The sequence below is a fragment of the Streptomyces sp. 2A115 genome (genome assembly GCF_052245575.1).
Lineage (GTDB): Bacteria > Actinomycetota > Actinomycetes > Streptomycetales > Streptomycetaceae > Streptomyces.
Genome location: NZ_JBQQCG010000025.1, coordinates 113,225 through 128,888, shown reverse-complemented (window position 1 = coordinate 128,888; position 15,664 = coordinate 113,225). Strand labels below are relative to the sequence as shown.

Genomic DNA, 15,664 nt, shown 5'->3' with positions numbered 1-15,664 from the left:
TAGCAGCGGCCGTTCTTTCGTGCTTCGTTACTCGACATCTCGAAGCGTGAAGAACGGCCGCGTCACGTGCCGCCGGTTTCCGAGGATCTCAGCAGGTCGAGTGACCTGCGACGTTAAACGCCAAGCTGAGTACCGGTTCTGAGTGCGTGGGGTACGCGGTCTGAGTACCGGTTCTGAGTATCTGTACGGATGTCGGGGCGCTGCCCTGATCGGCAGGCTGTACCGCATGACGACACACCGTGCTCCGAAGCCCGCCGCCAGCCCCAGCCAGCCCGTCGAGCGTGCCGTGATGGCCGGACTCCTGCTCGCGGTCCTCGCCGGGGCCGCCTGGATCGCCGGGATGATCTACACGGTCACGGGCTGGTAGCTCTGAGCAGTTCCTCGCGGCCGATGAAGTCGGCCCCGGTCGCCGGCACCGTACACGCGTAGGCCCCGGCGATCGCGCCGAAGAGGCCGCACCGCTCGGGCGGTTCGCCGGTCAGCCGGCCGAAGAGATAGCCCGCCGCGAAGGCGTCCCCGGCACCGTTCGAGTCCACGACGGGCGCGGGTGGCGCGGCGGCCGGGATGTGGCTGAGCACGCCGTTCAGCAATTGGTACGCACCCTCCGCCCCGGCAGTGGCGACGACCACCTGGGCCCGGCCCCGGTCGGCGATCTGCCGCATGGTCTTCTCCGGGTTCGCCAGCTCTGCCGTCGACAGGAAGACGACGTCGGCCTCATAGGCGAACGCCTCGTGGTAGGCCTGCGTGCCGTCCCAGTCGTGCAGGTCCGTCGAGATGGTCACACCCGCCTCGCGCAGCACGGGGAGGGCATGGGCACAGGGATGGGTGATGGCGACATGGGCGTGCCGGCTCGTCGCGGCGAGGGCCCGGACCGTCTCCGGGGGCAGCCGATCCGCTTCACGCGCGCGCGTGCTGTCGTACAGCGAAAGCCGCCGCCCGTCCGGGCCGACGAGGTTCACCGCGCGCTTGGTCCCGGCGGGCTGGGGGATCTCGGTGAGCGCGACGCCCCGGTCTCGGTGCAGCGCGCGGACCAGGTCACCCGCGTGATCCTCGCCCACCATGTCGAGGTGATGCGTACGCAGCCCGAGCGCGTGCACCCCGAGGGCCACGAAGTCACCGGTCTGTCCGGCCCGCGTCTCGATCGCCGGCACCATGTGACTGTCGGCGAACGGCAACGGCAACTCGGGCACGTAGACGATCGTGTCGACGCCGGCTCCGCCGAGGACGAGGACGTCAGTCTCGACACTCAAGGACACTCCTGTGGTGGCGAGGATTCAGGATGGCGCCCCATTAGGGGCGCGGGGGCTGTGACATCATGCGGCTCCGCCGCGATGGGGGTCCCCCGCTCGAGCGAAGCCGAGAGTGGGGAGAAGCCGAGAGTGGGGGAGTGACCAGCCACGAACGGCCCGCAGTTGTCATACGCCCTTTCCCGAGGAGCGCGTCGCGGCAACCCGGAAATCAATCCCCACCCCGCGCAGCCGTCCGATGAGCGAGTCACCCATGGCGACCGCGGTCGTCACCTGCCCCGAAGTCGAGGGAAGGTCATCGAAGGCCAAACACAACGCGGACTCGGCGAACATCTTGGCGGTCTCGCCGTAACCGGGGTCCCCGCCCGAGACCTCCGTGAACACCCGTCGCCCACCACCCTCACCGACGAACCGCACCGAGAACCAGCTCTTGGCCCGTTTCTCCTCGCTCGGCCCGTCCCCCGGCCTCAGCCGATCGGACAGCCAGCGCCGTACAGGCGGTACCTGCGCCGCCGCGAAGACGGCGCCGGCCGCCGCCGCCCCGCCCAGCGCGATCGGCAGGCTCTCGACGGCCGCGTAGTGCCGATAGCGGAACTCGGGCCCGTACCGCTCCAGTGCCCGGGCCGATCGTTGAACGATCCGCGCGTCGATCGTGGGCAGCGGTACGGCCCACGCCCCCACCTCTTTGGCGTACCGCGGAGCGCCCGGCGGCGCCGCCGCCCGCCGCCCCATCACCCGCGGTTCGTGCCGCTTACGGTCCCGCGCGGCGGCGATCATGTGCCGCCCGCGCGAGAACTGGTTGAGGGCGGACGCGAACGTACCGCCGGAGAACATCCCCTCGGCCTGGACGAACCCGTCCACGGTCAACGGCACCCCTTCGGGGAGCTGCCGCACGGTGAAGTACGCGCCCAGGTCGTGCGGAATCGAGTCGAAGCCGCAGGCGTGCACCAGCCGCGCGCCGGTCTCACGCGCGCGTGCGTCGTGCCGGACGTACGTGAGGTCCACGAACTCGGGCTCCCCACAGAGGTCCACATAGTCGGTGCCGGCGTTCGCGCAGGCGGCGACCAGGTCCTCGCCGTACGTGAGGTAGGGCCCGACGGTCGTGGCCACCACGCGCGCGTGCTCCGCGAGTTCACTCAGGGAGGCCGGATCGGCGACGTCCGCCCGGAGCACGGGGAGTTCGGCGCAGGCCGGGTCGATCGACGCCAGCCGCCCCCGCAGCCGTTCCAGCTTCGCGGTGTCGCGTGCCGCGATCGCCCAGCGCAGTCCCTCGGGCGCATGGGCGGCGAGGTACTCCGCGGTGAGCGCTCCGACGAACCCCGTGGCCCCGAAGAGCACGATGTCGTACGCGCGCTCCGTCCTGTCCTGCCTGCTCATGGCACCTCTCAGCCGTGCACGCCGCGCCGTTGTCGGTGGCTGAGGCTAGCGTGAGGTACGAGCGGCCGAACCAGGACCCCGTGTGAGGGGCCGACCAGGACCCGGAGGCAGTCGTGGCCCCGACGAAGAACGCCCTGAAAAAGTGGGAGAAAGTGCGCGAGTTCGCCCTCGGCCTGCCGGGCGCCGGCGAGGAGTTCCCATGGGGTGAGACCGTCGCGAAGGTCAACAAGAAGGTGTTCGTCTTTCTGGGCGTCAGCGACGGCAGCTACCCGATGGGCGTCACCGTGAAGCTCAAGGACGAGGTGGCGCACGCCCACGCCCTGACCGCACCGGGAGCGGAGCCCGCCGGGTACGGCCTGGGCAAGGCGGGCTGGGTGAGCATCCCGCTGGAGGAGCAGCACGCCCCGGCCGCGGAGCTGCTGTGCGACTGGATCGAGGAGAGCTACCGCACCATCGCGCCGAAGAGGCTCATAGCGGAGCTGGACACGCGCTGAGCCACCCCGGGGACGTCCGCAGGGTCGCACGCAAGGCCGCACGCGAGGTCGTCCGCTGAATTGGCTAAGCGCTTGCTCGCCAAGGGCTTGTGCGGAGTGGAACACGTTCTTAACATCGCTGATGTTACATCAGTTGTGTCACAGTGCTGGGGGCTTGATGACAGTGTCAGGGACGGCAGGGCACGGCCCGCTCGCCGGGGTGCGCGTGGTCGAGCTGGCGGGCATCGGGCCCGGCCCGTTCGCCGCCATGCTCCTTGCCGACCTGGGCGCCGACGTCGTGCGCGTGGACCGGCCGAACGGCGTGGGACTCCCGATCAACCCGGAGTACGACGTCAGCAACCGCAACAAGCGGTCCGTGATCGTCGATCTGAAGGCGGCCGACGGCGCCGACCGTGTCCTTGACCTGGTCGAACGGGCCGACATCCTGATCGAGGGCTACCGTCCGGGCGTCGCCGAGCGGCTCGGTGTCGGCCCCGAGACCTGCCACGCCCGCAACCCCAAGCTCGTCTACGGGCGGATGACCGGCTGGGGCCAGGACGGCCCGCTCGCCCAGCGCGCCGGGCACGACGTCGCGTACATCGCGCTGACCGGCACACTCGGCATGATCGGCGAGCCGGACCAGCCGCCCGCCGTCCCCGCGAACCTCGTCGGCGACTACGCCGGCGGTTCGCTCTACCTCGTCGTCGGCGTCCTCGCCGCCCTCCACCACGCGCGCGCGACCGGCACCGGACAGGTCGTGGACGCGGCGATCGTGGACGGCGCGGCCCACCTCGCCGCGATGATCCACGGCATGCTGGCCGCCGGCGGCTGGCAGGACCGGCGCGGCGCCAACCTCCTCGACGGCGGCTGCCCCTACTACGGGACGTACGAGACGGCCGACGGCCAGTACATGGCGGTGGGCGCGCTCGAGCGGCAGTTCTACGAGGAGTTCGTGGACCTGCTCGGCATCAAGGACCAGGCACCTGCCCACAAGGACGTGTCCCGCTGGGGCGAGCTGCGCGAGGCGGTCGCGGCCCGCTTCAAGACACGTACGCGGGAGGAGTGGACCGCGGTATTCGAGGGCTCCGACGCGTGCGTGGCCCCCGTGCTGTCGCTGCGCGAGGCACCCGCCCATCCGCATCTCGCCGCCCGCGGCACCTTCGTCGACCACGGCGGCATCACCCAGCCGGCCCCCGCACCCCGCTTCTCCGCCACCCGCACCTCCGTCCGCGGCGGGCCCGCCCAGCCGGGCGCCGACGCCGCGGACGTGGCCCGCGACTGGGACGTGCCGGACCTCATGAAGGACCGTACGAAGGGCAGCCCCGAATGAAGCGGCAGATCTTCGCGCCCGAGCACGACGCGTTCCGTGAGACCGTCCGGACCTTCCTCGCCAAGGAGGTGCTGCCGCACTACGAGCAGTGGGAGAAGGACGGCATCGTCTCGCGGGACGCGTGGCGGGCGGCCGGGAAGCAGGGACTGCTCGGGCTCGCTGTGCCTCAGGAGTACGGGGGCGGGGGCAACGCGGACTTCCGTTACAGCGCCGTACTCGCCGAGGAGTTCACGCGCGCGGGAGCCTCCGGGCTCGCGCTCGGGCTGCACAACGACATCATCGGGCCGTATCTGACCGGCCTCGCCACCGAGGAGCGGAAGCGGCGCTGGCTGCCCGGGTTCTGCGACGGCACGCTGATCACCGCCATCGCCATGACGGAACCGGGCGCCGGATCCGACCTCCAGGGCATCAGGACGCACGCCGAGGACCGGGGCGACCACTGGCTGCTCAACGGCTCCAAGACCTTCATCTCCAACGGGATCCTGGCCGACCTCGTGATCGTCGTCGCCAGGACCACCCCCGAGGGCGGTGCGCGCGGGCTTTCCCTGCTGGTCGTCGAGCGGGGAATGGCCGGCTTCGAGCGCGGCCGCAACCTCGACAAGATCGGTCAGAAGGCGCAGGACACCGCCGAGTTGTTCTTCAACGACGTCCGCGTCCCGAAGGAGAACCTGCTCGGCGAGCTCAACGGCGCCTTCGGCCATCTGATGACGAACCTCGCGCAGGAGCGCCTGAGCATCGCCGTCGCCGGGATCGCCGCGGCCGAGTACCTGCTGGAGATCACCACGGAGTACGTCAAGGAGCGCGAGGCCTTCGGGCGGCCCTTGTCCCGGCTGCAGCACATCCGCTTCGAGATAGCCGAGATGGCCACCGAGTGCGCCGTCACCCGGACGTTCCTCGACCGCTGCGTCGTCGATCACTCGACCGGGGAACTCGACGCCGTGCACGCCTCGATGGCCAAGTGGTGGGCCACCGAGCTGGAGAAGCGGGTCGCGGACCGCTGCCTCCAACTGCACGGCGGCTACGGCTACATGACGGAGTACCGCGTGGCCAGGGCCTTCACCGATGGCCGCATCCAGACCATCTACGGCGGGACGACCGAGATCATGAAGGAGATCATCGGCCGCTCCCTGCTCGGCTGAACCGGCCGGCTCTCCTGGCCCTCCGCGAACCGGCTCTCCCCGAACCGGCTCCCCTCGAACTGGCTCTCCTTGAAAGGCTTACCAGTGAGCACCGAAGCGTACGTGTACGACGCGATCCGCACCCCGCGCGGCCGCGGCAAGGCGAACGGCGCCCTGCACGGCACCAAGCCCGTCGACCTGGTCGTCGGGCTCATCCACGAGATCCAAGCCCGCCTCCCGGGGCTCGACCCGGCCGCCATCGACGACATCGTGCTCGGCGTCGTCGGCCCGGTCGGCGACCAGGGCTCCGACATCGCCCGGATCTCGGCCATCGCGGCCGGGCTGCCGGACACGGTGGCCGGCGTCCAGGAGAACCGCTTCTGTGCGTCCGGCCTGGAAGCCGTCAACCTGGCCGCGATGAAGGTCCGTTCGGGCTGGGAGGACCTGGTGCTCGCGGGCGGTGTCGAGTCGATGTCCCGGGTGCCGATGGCCTCCGACGGCGGCGCCTGGTTCGCCGACCCGATGACCAACATCGCCACCAACTTCGTACCGCAGGGCATCGGTGCCGACCTCATCGCCACCATCGAGGGCTTCACCCGCCGGGACGTCGACGAGTACGCGGCGCTGTCCCAGGAGCGCGCGGCCGCGGCCTGGAAGGACGGTCGCTTCGAGCGGTCCGTCGTCCCGGTGAAGGACCGCAGCGGACTCGTCGTCCTCGACCACGACGAGCATCTGCGCCCGGGCACCACCGCCGACTCGCTGGCCAAACTGAAGGCGTCGTTCGCGGACATCGGCGACCTGGGCGGCTTCGACGCGGTGGCGCTGCAGAGGTACCACTGGGTGGAGAAGATCGACCACGTCCACCATGCGGGCAACTCGTCCGGGATCGTGGACGGTGCCTCGCTGGTCGCCGTCGGCTCGAAGGAGGTCGGTGAGCGTTACGGGCTCACTCCGCGCGCGCGGATCGTCTCCGCGGCCGTCTCCGGCTCCGAGCCGACCATCATGCTGACCGGGCCCGCGCCCGCCACCCGCAAGGCGCTCGCCAAGGCCCAGCTGACCATCGACGACATCGACCTCGTCGAGATCAACGAGGCCTTCGCGGCGGTCGTCCTGCGCTTCGCCAAGGACATGGGCCTGTCGCTGGACAAGGTCAACGTCAACGGCGGCGCCATCGCCCTCGGCCACCCGCTGGGCGCCACCGGCGCGATGATCCTCGGCTCGCTCGTCGACGAACTCGAGCGCCAGGACAAGCGGTTCGGCCTCGCCACGCTGTGCGTCGGCGGCGGCATGGGCATCGCCACGATCGTCGAGCGTCTCTGAACGTCCCGTCCCCCTAACGGAGAAAACAGCCATGACCGAGAGCACCACCATCCGCTGGGAACAGGACGAGACCGGCGTCGTCACCCTGGTCCTCGACGACCCCAACCAGTCCGCGAACACCATGAACCAGGCGTTCCGTGAGTCGCTCACCGCGATCGCCGACCGTCTGGAGGCGGCAGTCCAGGCCGATCCCGAGTCCGTTCGCGGCATCGTCCTCACCTCCGCCAAGAAGACCTTCTTCGCGGGCGGCGACCTGCGTGAACTCATCCAGGTCACGCCCGGGACCGCCCAGCAGCTCCTCGACGCGAATCTCGCCATCAAGCGCGACCTGCGCCGCATCGAGACACTCGGCAAGCCCGTCGTCGCCGCGATGAACGGCGCGGCCCTGGGCGGCGGTTACGAGATCGCGCTGGCCTGCCACCACCGCGTCGCCCTCGACGCGCCCGGCTCCAAGATCGGCTGCCCCGAGGTCACGCTCGGCCTGCTCCCAGGAGGAGGCGGCGTCGTCAGGACCGTACGCCTCCTGGGCATCGCCGACGCGCTCCTGAAGGTGCTCCTCCAGGGCACCCAGTACAGCCCGCAGCACGCGCTCGAGAACGGCCTCGTCCACGAAGTGGCGGCCACCCGCGAGGAGATGCTCGCCAAGGCCCGCGCCTTCATCGACGCCAACCCCGAGTCGAAGCAGCCCTGGGACAAGCCGGGCTACCGCATCCCGGGCGGCACACCGTCCAACCCGAAGTTCGCGGCGAACCTGCCCGCCTTCCCGGCCACCCTGCGCAAGCAGACGAACGGCGCGCCCTACCCCGCCCCTCGCGACATCCTCGCCGCGGCCGTCGAGGGCTCCCAGGTCGACTTCGAGACCGCGCAGGTCATCGAGGCGCGCTACTTCGTGGAGCTGGCCGCGGGCCAGACGTCCAAGAACATGATCCAGGCGTTCTTCTTCGACCTCCAGGCCGTCAACTCCGGCGCCAACCGCCCGAAGGGCGTCGAGCCCCGCCAGGTCCGCAAGGTCGCCGTCCTGGGCGCCGGGATGATGGGCGCGGGCATCGCCTACTCGTGCGCCCGCGCGGGCATCGACGTCGTCCTGAAGGACGTGTCGGCCGAGGCGGCGGCGAAGGGCAAGGGCTATTCCGAGAAGCTCTGCGCCAAGGCCGTATCCCGGGGACGTACGACCCAGGAGAAGGCCGACGCGCTGCTCGCCCGCATCACGCCCGCCGCCGACCCTCAGGACGTGGCCGGCTGTGACGCGGTCATCGAGGCGGTCTTCGAGGACCCGGCGCTCAAGCACAAGGTGTTCCAGGAGATCCAGCACATCGTCGAGCCGGACGCGCTGCTGTGCTCCAACACCTCGACCCTGCCGATCACCGTCCTCGCCGAAGGCGTCGATCGGCAGACCGACTTCATCGGACTGCACTTCTTCTCGCCCGTCGACAAGATGCCGCTCGTCGAGATCATCAAGGGCGAGCGGACCGGTGACGAGGCCCTCGCGCGCGCCTTCGACCTCGTACGGCAGATCAGGAAGACCCCGATCGTCGTCAATGACTCGCGCGGCTTCTTCACCTCCCGGGTCATCGGGCACTTCCTCAACGAGGGCGTGGCGATGGTCGGCGAGGGCATCGAGCCCGCGTCCGTCGAGCAGGCGGCGGCTCAGGCGGGCTACCCGGCCAAGGTGCTCTCCCTCATGGACGAGCTGACGCTCACCCTGCCGCGCAAGATCCGCGCCGAGTCGAAGCGCGCCGTCGAGGAGACGGGTGGCACCTGGGCGACCCACCCCGCCGACGCGGTCATCGACCGGATGGTCGACGAGTTCGGGCGTACCGGACGCAGCGGCGGCGCTGGCTTCTACGAGTACGTGGACGGGAAGCGGGCCGGGCTCTGGCCGGGCCTGCGGGAGCACTTCACGCGCGCGGGAGCCGAGATCCCGTTCCGTGACATGCAGGAGCGCATGCTCTTCTCCGAGGCGCTGGACACCGTGAAGCTCCTGGAGGAGGGCGTCCTGACCTCCGTCGCCGACGCCAACATCGGGTCCCTCTTCGGGATCGGCTTCCCTGGCTGGACGGGTGGCGTCCTGCAGTACATCAACGGGTACGAGGGCGGCCCCGGAGAGGCTGTCGGCCTGCCCGGATTCGTGGCACGCGCGCGTGAACTCGCCGAGCGCTACGGGGAGAGGTTCACGCCGCCGGCGCTGCTCGTGGAGAAGGCGGAGAAGGGGGAGCGGTTCAGCGACGCGTGACATAGGGGTGGGCGGTCCGGCGACCGGAACAGGCTCTTGCCGAGTGCCTGACGCGTCATCACACTCGCCCCATGGAGACGCGGACCGCCCTGGTGACCGGAGCGGCACAGGGCCTCGGACAGGAGTTCGCCGTCGCGCTCGCGGGGCGCGGCTACCGGGTCGCCGGACTCGACCTCGCCCCGCAGCCCGACACGGCCGAACGAATCCTGGACTACGTGGAGTTGATTGCCGACGTCACCGACGAGACTCAGCTCCACGCGGCCCTGGAGCGAGTGCTCGACCGATTCGGCACCCTGCACGTCCTGGTCAACAACGCGGGCGTACACCCGCAGTCGGCCTTCGAGGACACCACGCCGGAGGAGTGGCGGCACGTCATGCGCGTCAATCTGGAGGCGCCGTTCCTGCTGACCCGTGCCGTGCTGCCCCACCTGAAGGCCGCGGGCTGGGGCCGCATCGTGAACATCGCCTCGGCGACCGTCCTCACCGCACCGCCCACGATGGTGGCGTACGTCGCCTCGAAGGCCGGCCTGGTGGGGTTCACCCGTGCACTCGCCTCGGCACTCGGCCCGTACGGCATCACGGTCAACGCGATCGCGCCGAGCCTGGTCCGCACCGCCACTGCCGAGCACCCGGTCCGCGCGGACCGCGACTTCGAGCACGTCCGCGCCCAACAGGCCGTGCCCAGAACGCAGGAGCCGTCCGATCTCGTCTCCACGCTGCTGTACGTCGTCGACGAGGGCAGCGGCTTCCTGACCGGCCAGACGCTCAACGTGGCAGGCGGATCGGCGTACTGGTGAGTCCGGGTGTGGCGATCAGGACTCGGACTCCTTGAGCCACTCCCGCAGCTCCTCCTTGAGGGAGCGCTGAAAGGTCGTCAACAGCGCCTGCACCACGAGGGGTTGCATGTGCGCCGACAGGTCCTTCACAGCGGCCACCGACTCTTGCTCGGACACCTCGTCCCGGAACAGCAGGGACAGCTCGTGGGCCGCGGCGCGCGTGTGTTCCATCAGGACCGTGCGCGCGGCGAGGATCGTCTCGTGCGCGATCGGTACGTCGAGCAGCTGGACCCCGAGCCGCAGCAGCCCGAGGTCGACCCGGTACGTGCCCGGGGCGGCCGCCTCCCTGACGACGCTCATCGCGACGAGCCGCGCCAGATCCTGCTCGCTCAGCGGCCGCCCCGCCCGGCGCTCCAGCTCCACGCGGCTCGCCTCCTCCGCCGAGTCGGGCGCCCAAGAGGCCACCACGGCACGGTGGATGGCCAGATCCTGGGTGGTGAGCCCCTCCGGCAACTGCTGGAGATAGCGCTCGATGCCGGCCAGCGTCATCCCCTGATGCTGCAACTCCTCGATGAGCGCGAGCCGCGACAGGTGCTCCTGGCCGTAGTGACCCACCCGGCGCGGACCGATCACGGGCGGCGGCAACAGCCCCTTGGTGCTGTAGAAGCGGACCGTGCGGACCGTGACGCCCGCACGCGCGGCCAGTTCGTCGACGGTGAGCGTCGGCTCCTCGGTGCCCGTCGTCATGGCTGCTCCTTCGGGTGGTGCTCCGGTGCGGTGCAACAGTATTGCTGTCTCACCAGTGTTGTGAAAGCGCCCCAGGGAGTCACGTTTCTCGGAGCCCTGTCCGCCCCAGGAAAATCGGGCGCGTCGGCCGGGCCCCCGGCGGTACGGTCCCGGCATGCAGGATGAGGACGGCTTCTTCGGTGAGGACATCGCGGCCACCTATGACGAGTCGTCGGCGGACATGTTCCAGCCGGAGGCGGTGGACCCGGCGGTCGACGTGCTGGCCGAACTCGCGGGAGACGGCCGGGCGCTCGAACTCGGCATCGGAACCGGCCGGATCGCGCTTCCGCTGGCCCGCCGCGGGGTCACGGTGCACGGCATCGACATGTCCCGTGCCATGGTGGCCCGGCTGCGCGCCAAGCCGGGCGGCGACGCCATCGACGTGGCCATCGGCGACTTCGCGACGACTCGGGTGGCGGGCACGTTCGCGGCCGCCTACCTCGTCTTCAACACGATCAACAACCTGACGACGCAGGACGCCCAGGTGGCCTGCTTCCGCAACGCCGCCGCCCACCTGAGGCCCGGCGGCTGTTTCGTCGTCGAGGTGGGCGTGCCGGAGCTGCGCCGACTGCCGCCGGGGCAGAACGCGGTGCCGTTCCACATCAGCCCGACGCGGTGGGCGTTCGACACCTACGACGTCGCCACCCAGGCGATGAGTTCGAACTACGTCACGATCGTCGACGGGCGGGCCGAGTACTGGTCCGTCCCGTTCCGGTACGTGTGGCCGGCCGAGCTGGACCTGATGGCGCGGCTCGCCGGACTGCGGCTGCGCCACCGGTGGGAGGACTGGACGCGCGCGCCGTTCACCAGCGAGAGCAGCCGACACGTCTCGGTCTGGGAGAAGCCCGCCGACTGACGACCGCGGTGGGCTCGAGGTCGAAACCGGTGACTTCCAGTCAACTCTGGCGCAGATGCGCGTTGATGCGCACGCATGAGCGGGTAATCCATGGTCATGGATCTCATTCCTTACCCCATAGGCCCACTCAATCCGAAGGTCCAGGATCTCCTCGTCGCGTTGCCGCTGTTCGCCGCGGTCTTTCTGTTCTTCCTCCGGGTGCTGCCCCGGATACAACGGGTACTCGACGCACGAGACGACGCGACCAGAGGCGCGACCGAACGGGCCGAGGCGGTACGGGCATACGCCGAGGTGAAGGGGGCCGAGGCGGAGGCGGCGCTGGCCGAGGCCCGGCACGACGCGGCCCGGATCCGGCAGCAGGCCGCCGAGGAGGGCGCCGTCATCATCGCGGCGACCCGTACCGAAGGCCACCGCGAACGCGACGCCGTACTAGCCGAGGGCCACGCCCGCATCGAATCCGAACGCGCCAGCGCCGAAGCCGAACTCCGCATGCAGATCTCGGAGTTGGCCTCGGACCTGGCGAGCCGAATAGTGGGGGAGCAGATCTCGGCCCGCGCAGAGCCAAGATCTGGCACTGCTTAGTGCCGCCCATGCCGGGGCGCGCCCCAAGGGGGCGCGGGGAACTGCGCGACCAGCCCTCACTGACCCGCACCCGTTCACCGGCCCTCGCGGAGCGCTAGGTCCCTGTGGGCCCGGCCCTGTCCACGGCCGCTGCTGCCACACGATCACCATTCGGCCGACATGAGTGACCAAGCCCCACGCACCTTGCGGGACACACCTCCGCCCAAACCCCCGCAACCCCAACAGGCCCTCTTTTGCACAGGAGTTGACCGGAGTACCTTCCGCGCATGCCGACACGTGCGCGCTACATGCGCCTCATCACCTGGAGATCGCTCGCGACGGCGGCCACCGCCGCCCTGATGGCCACCCTCCTCGCCCCGGCTGCCGCCCACAGCGCGCCGCGGGAGAGCAGTCCCGTCTACTCGTACGAGAACGCCATCCGCGAATCCGTATGGGTGGACACCGGACTCGACGGCGACAGCGACGGCAAGAACGACCGCGTCGCCGTCGACATAGTCCGGCCGCGCGAACCCGCCCAGCGGGGCCGCAAGGTACCCGTGATCATGGATGCCAGCCCGTACTACTCCTGCTGCGGACGCGGCAACGAGAGCCAGCTGAAGACGTACGACGCGAGCGGCAACGTTGTCCAGATGCCGCTGTTCTACGACAACTACTTCGTGCCGCGCGGTTACGCCTTCGTCGGCGTCGACCTCGCCGGAACCAACCGCTCCGACGGCTGTGTGGACGTCGGCGGCCGCTCCGACATCCAGTCCGCGAAGGCAGTCGTCGACTGGCTGAACGGCCGGGCCAAGGGCTACACCTCCCGGACCGGGAGCATGAAAGCCCAGGCGGGCTGGACCAACGGCAAGACCGGCATGATCGGCAAGAGTTACGACGGCACGGTTGCGAACGGCGTCGCCGCCACGGGAGTCGAAGGCCTGGAGACGATCGTCCCGATCGCCGCCATCTCCTCCTGGTACGACTACTACTTCGCCAAGGGCGCCCCGCTCTACGACTCCGGCCCCGACTGGCTGTCGAACTACGTCGAGAGCCCCGCCGCGCGCGCCAAGTGTGCCGCCGTCCAGCGGCGCCTGATCGACGAGGCCCCGCGCACCGGCGACTGGACGAAGCTGTGGACCGAGCGCGACTACGTGAAGGACGTCCCCAAGGTCGAGGCGAGCGTCTTCGCCATCCACGGCATGCAGGACCTCAACGTCCGCCCCAAGCACTTCGGCCAGTGGTGGGACGCCCTCGCCAAGAACGGCGTCGAGCGCAAGGTCTGGCTGTCGGGGACCGGCCACGTCGACCCCTTCGACTTCCGCCGCGCCGAGTGGGTCGACACCCTGCACCGCTGGTTCGACCACGAACTCCTCGGCTACGACAACGGCGTCGACGACGAGCCCATGGCCGACATCGAGCGCGCCCCCGACCAGTGGGCCACGTCGAGCGTCTGGCCGCCGCGCGCCACGGACACCGTGAGCCTGCGCCCCGGCAAGGGCGAGCAGGCGGGCGTCGGCACGCTCGGACTGCGTACCGGATCGGGCACCGAGACGTTCACCGATGACCCAGGGCAGGACGAGACCGACTGGGCAGCACAGATCGACCAGTCCACCGTGAGCAAGGCCGGATTCATCACCAAGCCGCTCACGCGCGACGTCCGCCTGTCCGGCTCCTCCAAGGTGACCGTCACCGCCACGCCGAGCACCTCGACCGCCCACCTGTCCGCGGTCCTCGTCGACCTCGGCCCCGACACCATCCGCGACTACGCCACCTCCGGCGAGGGCATCACCACGCTCACCGACCGCACCTGCTGGGGCCCGAGCACCTCGGGCGACAGCTCCTGCTACAAGGAGACGCGGGCCAAGACGGCGGACGTCGACTACACGGTGTTCAGCCGCGGTTGGGCCGACCTCGGCAACTACACCTCGGACCTCAAGGGCGTCCCGCTCACCCCCGGCAAGCCGTACGCCATCACCCTCGACCTGCACGCGAGCGACCACGTCGTCCCGGCGGGCCACCGCCTCGCGCTGATCGTCGCCGGCACCGACAAGGACCTCATCGACCCGCCGTCGAGTACGCCCACGCTGACGCTCGACCTCTCCCGTACGTCGGCCCGCGTGCCGCTCGTCGGAGGCGCCGCCGCCTTCGCCCGAGCCACCTCGGGCTCCTCGTACATCACGCCCGAGGCCACCCTCGACGGAGTCGCCGAGCCCCGTACCCCGTACCGCGTCCCCGGAGGCAGCAACTGATGACGCCCCGCCAGATCGAAGCCCTCGCCCTGTCGGCCGCGGTGCTCACCGCACCCTTCCTGACGGCGCCCGCCCACGCGGCCGCGTCCCCGCCGCGCACCGGATTCGAGCAGACCGACGGAGCGCGCTGGACCAGCCAGCCCGAGGAACAGGACTTCCTCACCGCCGTCGACAAGGCGAGCGGCCGGGTGTCGATCGCCCGGATCGGCACCACCAAGCAGGACCGCCCCCTCCAACTCGTCAGCATCGGCAACCGGTACGCGGCCAACACCGTGCTGCTCGTGTGCAGCCAGCACGGCGACGAACCGTCCGGGCGCGAGGCCTGCCTCACCACCGTCCGCGACCTCGCGTACGCGAAGGACGCCCGCACCCGGACGTTCCTCGACCGCACCACACTGCTCGTCGTGCCCACCGCCAACCCGGACGGCCGGGCCGCCGACACCCGCGGCAACAGCGACGGCGTCGACATCAACCGCGACCACCTCGCACTCCAGACGGCCGAGGCACGTGCCATGGCCGCCGTCGTCCGCGACCGCAAGCCCGACGTGGTCTACGACCTGCACGAGTACGGGGCCACGCCCCAGTACTACGACAAGGACCTCTTCGACCTCTGGCCGCGCAACCTCAACACCGACGCGGCCGTGCACGACGAGGCGCGGAGCCTGTCGTCGGCGTACGTGCGGCCCGCTGCCGAGGGAGCGGGGTACTCGACAGGGACGTACGGCATCTGGACCGACCCCGTGACCGGCGATCCGATCCGGCAGGTCGCGGGCGACGGTCAGGAGCGGATCCTGCGGAACATGTCCGGCGTCAAGCACGGCGTCGGACTGCTCATCGAGAGCCGCGTCGACCCGCTCACGGACGCCGAGCAGGCCGACGAGGCGCTCAACAGCCGACGCCGCGTCCACTCCCAACTGGCCGCACTGGATGGGCTGTTCGACTTCACGGGCGAGCGGCGCACCCGGATCGAGACGGCCACGACGGCGGCGCGGCTGGCCGGCTACCGGGACAGCGGCCCGGTCTACGTCGGCGGCGCCGACAACGACCCGGCCGAACCGTCCGAGACCATCCAGGACCCGCCCTGCGCCTACCGGCTCACCGCCGCGCAGTACGCGGACCTCAAGGACGAACTCGCCCTGCACGGAATCAAGGTGAGGCAGGACGCCGAGGGCACGTACGTCCCGCTGCGCCAGTCCCTGCGCGCCCTCGTCCCGCTGCTGCTCGATGAACGTGCGCCCTACCACCTCACGATCGGGGAGCCCGACACCGGCTGCTGAGACAAGTGTGATCGGCGGCGCCTGTGGTAGGTCCTAGGTCGTAACGAGAAAGCAGCATGAA

General features: G+C 70.3%; 14 protein-coding genes. 11 read left to right on the top strand and 3 right to left on the bottom strand.

Annotation, left to right across the window (positions count from 1 at the left end; genetic code table 11):
• Positions 1-226: 226 nt before the first annotated feature.
• Entirely contained in the window at positions 227-367 is a 141-nt protein-coding gene (gene mmpA / locus ACTWQR_RS23060) for a morphogenic membrane protein MmpA (protein WP_443229025.1), read from the top strand.
• Here mmpA and ACTWQR_RS23055 read toward each other — a convergent pair.
• Both ACTWQR_RS23055 and ACTWQR_RS23050 read right to left on the bottom strand, forming a co-directional pair.
• Positions 354-1,250: an adenosine kinase gene (locus ACTWQR_RS23055; protein ID WP_443229024.1), complete on the bottom strand. Its 897-nt coding sequence runs from the start codon at positions 1,248-1,250 to the stop codon at positions 354-356. The two genes, mmpA and ACTWQR_RS23055, sit on opposite strands and share 14 nt — an antisense overlap.
• A gap of 165 nt (positions 1,251-1,415) precedes the next feature.
• Positions 1,416-2,624: a saccharopine dehydrogenase family protein gene (locus tag ACTWQR_RS23050; protein WP_443229023.1), complete on the bottom strand. Its 1,209-nt coding sequence runs from the start codon at positions 2,622-2,624 to the stop codon at positions 1,416-1,418.
• A 113-nt stretch (positions 2,625-2,737) separates the two neighbouring features.
• On the opposite strand from ACTWQR_RS23050, the gene ACTWQR_RS23045 reads away from it, so the two are divergent.
• The 6 genes from ACTWQR_RS23045 (at position 2,738) to ACTWQR_RS23020 (ending at position 9,895) form a co-directional block, all read left to right on the top strand.
• Positions 2,738-3,118 carry an MmcQ/YjbR family DNA-binding protein gene (locus ACTWQR_RS23045; protein ID WP_443229022.1) on the top strand — a complete coding sequence of 127 codons (381 nt, stop codon included), beginning with the start codon at positions 2,738-2,740 and terminating at the stop codon, positions 3,116-3,118.
• A gap of 157 nt (positions 3,119-3,275) precedes the next feature.
• Positions 3,276-4,427, top strand: coding sequence for a CaiB/BaiF CoA transferase family protein (locus ACTWQR_RS23040; RefSeq protein WP_443229021.1), 1,152 nt, complete (start codon positions 3,276-3,278; stop codon positions 4,425-4,427).
• Entirely contained in the window at positions 4,424-5,566 is a 1,143-nt protein-coding gene (locus ACTWQR_RS23035; protein WP_443229020.1) for an acyl-CoA dehydrogenase family protein, read from the top strand. The genes ACTWQR_RS23040 and ACTWQR_RS23035 overlap by 4 nt, the downstream gene beginning before the upstream one ends.
• A gap of 84 nt (positions 5,567-5,650) precedes the next feature.
• On the top strand, positions 5,651-6,865 hold the full coding sequence (locus tag ACTWQR_RS23030; RefSeq protein ID WP_443229019.1) for an acetyl-CoA C-acetyltransferase: 1,215 nt from the start codon (positions 5,651-5,653) through the stop codon (positions 6,863-6,865).
• Positions 6,866-6,896: 31 nt separating this feature from the next.
• Positions 6,897-9,098: a 3-hydroxyacyl-CoA dehydrogenase NAD-binding domain-containing protein gene (locus ACTWQR_RS23025; protein ID WP_443229018.1), complete on the top strand. Its 2,202-nt coding sequence runs from the start codon at positions 6,897-6,899 to the stop codon at positions 9,096-9,098.
• 71 nt (positions 9,099-9,169) lie between these two features.
• Positions 9,170-9,895 carry an SDR family NAD(P)-dependent oxidoreductase gene (locus tag ACTWQR_RS23020; RefSeq protein WP_443229017.1) on the top strand — a complete coding sequence of 242 codons (726 nt, stop codon included), beginning with the start codon at positions 9,170-9,172 and terminating at the stop codon, positions 9,893-9,895.
• A gap of 15 nt (positions 9,896-9,910) precedes the next feature.
• Here the strand turns inward: ACTWQR_RS23020 and ACTWQR_RS23015 are convergent, their stop codons facing one another.
• Positions 9,911-10,621, bottom strand: coding sequence for a MerR family transcriptional regulator (locus ACTWQR_RS23015; protein ID WP_443229016.1), 711 nt, complete (start codon positions 10,619-10,621; stop codon positions 9,911-9,913).
• A gap of 154 nt (positions 10,622-10,775) precedes the next feature.
• Between ACTWQR_RS23015 and ACTWQR_RS23010 the strand changes: the two genes are divergently transcribed.
• The 4 genes from ACTWQR_RS23010 to ACTWQR_RS22995 all read left to right on the top strand — a co-directional run bounded on the left by ACTWQR_RS23010 (position 10,776) and on the right by ACTWQR_RS22995 (position 15,603).
• The gene (locus tag ACTWQR_RS23010) at positions 10,776-11,516 is read left to right on the top strand and encodes a class I SAM-dependent DNA methyltransferase (RefSeq protein ID WP_443229015.1); all 741 of its coding nucleotides are present in this window, start codon (positions 10,776-10,778) and stop codon (positions 11,514-11,516) included.
• A 96-nt stretch (positions 11,517-11,612) separates the two neighbouring features.
• Positions 11,613-12,098: a F0F1 ATP synthase subunit B family protein gene (locus tag ACTWQR_RS23005; RefSeq protein ID WP_443229014.1), complete on the top strand. Its 486-nt coding sequence runs from the start codon at positions 11,613-11,615 to the stop codon at positions 12,096-12,098.
• A 266-nt stretch (positions 12,099-12,364) separates the two neighbouring features.
• Positions 12,365-14,326 carry a Xaa-Pro dipeptidyl-peptidase gene (locus ACTWQR_RS23000; RefSeq protein ID WP_443229013.1) on the top strand — a complete coding sequence of 654 codons (1,962 nt, stop codon included), beginning with the start codon at positions 12,365-12,367 and terminating at the stop codon, positions 14,324-14,326.
• Positions 14,326-15,603, top strand: a complete 1,278-nt coding sequence (locus tag ACTWQR_RS22995) for a M14 family metallopeptidase (protein WP_443229012.1) — start codon at positions 14,326-14,328, stop codon at positions 15,601-15,603. Before ACTWQR_RS23000 ends, ACTWQR_RS22995 begins: the two co-directional genes overlap by 1 nt.
• Positions 15,604-15,664: the final 61 nt, after the last annotated feature.

Excerpts from the sequence above, each read along its gene's own strand:
- mmpA (WP_443229025.1), top strand. The coding sequence starts at position 227 with ATGACGACACACCGTGCTCCGAAGCCCGCCGCCAGCCCCAGCCAGCCC.
- ACTWQR_RS23050 (WP_443229023.1), bottom strand. The coding sequence starts at position 2,624 with ATGAGCAGGCAGGACAGGACGGAGCGCGCGTACGACATCGTGCTCTTC.
- ACTWQR_RS23040 (WP_443229021.1), top strand. The coding sequence starts at position 3,276 with ATGACAGTGTCAGGGACGGCAGGGCACGGCCCGCTCGCCGGGGTGCGC.
- ACTWQR_RS23035 (WP_443229020.1), top strand. The coding sequence starts at position 4,424 with ATGAAGCGGCAGATCTTCGCGCCCGAGCACGACGCGTTCCGTGAGACC.
- ACTWQR_RS23025 (WP_443229018.1), top strand. The coding sequence starts at position 6,897 with ATGACCGAGAGCACCACCATCCGCTGGGAACAGGACGAGACCGGCGTC.
- ACTWQR_RS23020 (WP_443229017.1), top strand. The coding sequence starts at position 9,170 with ATGGAGACGCGGACCGCCCTGGTGACCGGAGCGGCACAGGGCCTCGGA.
- ACTWQR_RS23015 (WP_443229016.1), bottom strand. The coding sequence starts at position 10,621 with ATGACGACGGGCACCGAGGAGCCGACGCTCACCGTCGACGAACTGGCC.
- ACTWQR_RS23010 (WP_443229015.1), top strand. The coding sequence starts at position 10,776 with ATGCAGGATGAGGACGGCTTCTTCGGTGAGGACATCGCGGCCACCTAT.
- ACTWQR_RS23005 (WP_443229014.1), top strand. The coding sequence starts at position 11,613 with ATGGATCTCATTCCTTACCCCATAGGCCCACTCAATCCGAAGGTCCAG.
- ACTWQR_RS23000 (WP_443229013.1), top strand. The coding sequence starts at position 12,365 with ATGCCGACACGTGCGCGCTACATGCGCCTCATCACCTGGAGATCGCTC.
- ACTWQR_RS22995 (WP_443229012.1), top strand. The coding sequence starts at position 14,326 with ATGACGCCCCGCCAGATCGAAGCCCTCGCCCTGTCGGCCGCGGTGCTC.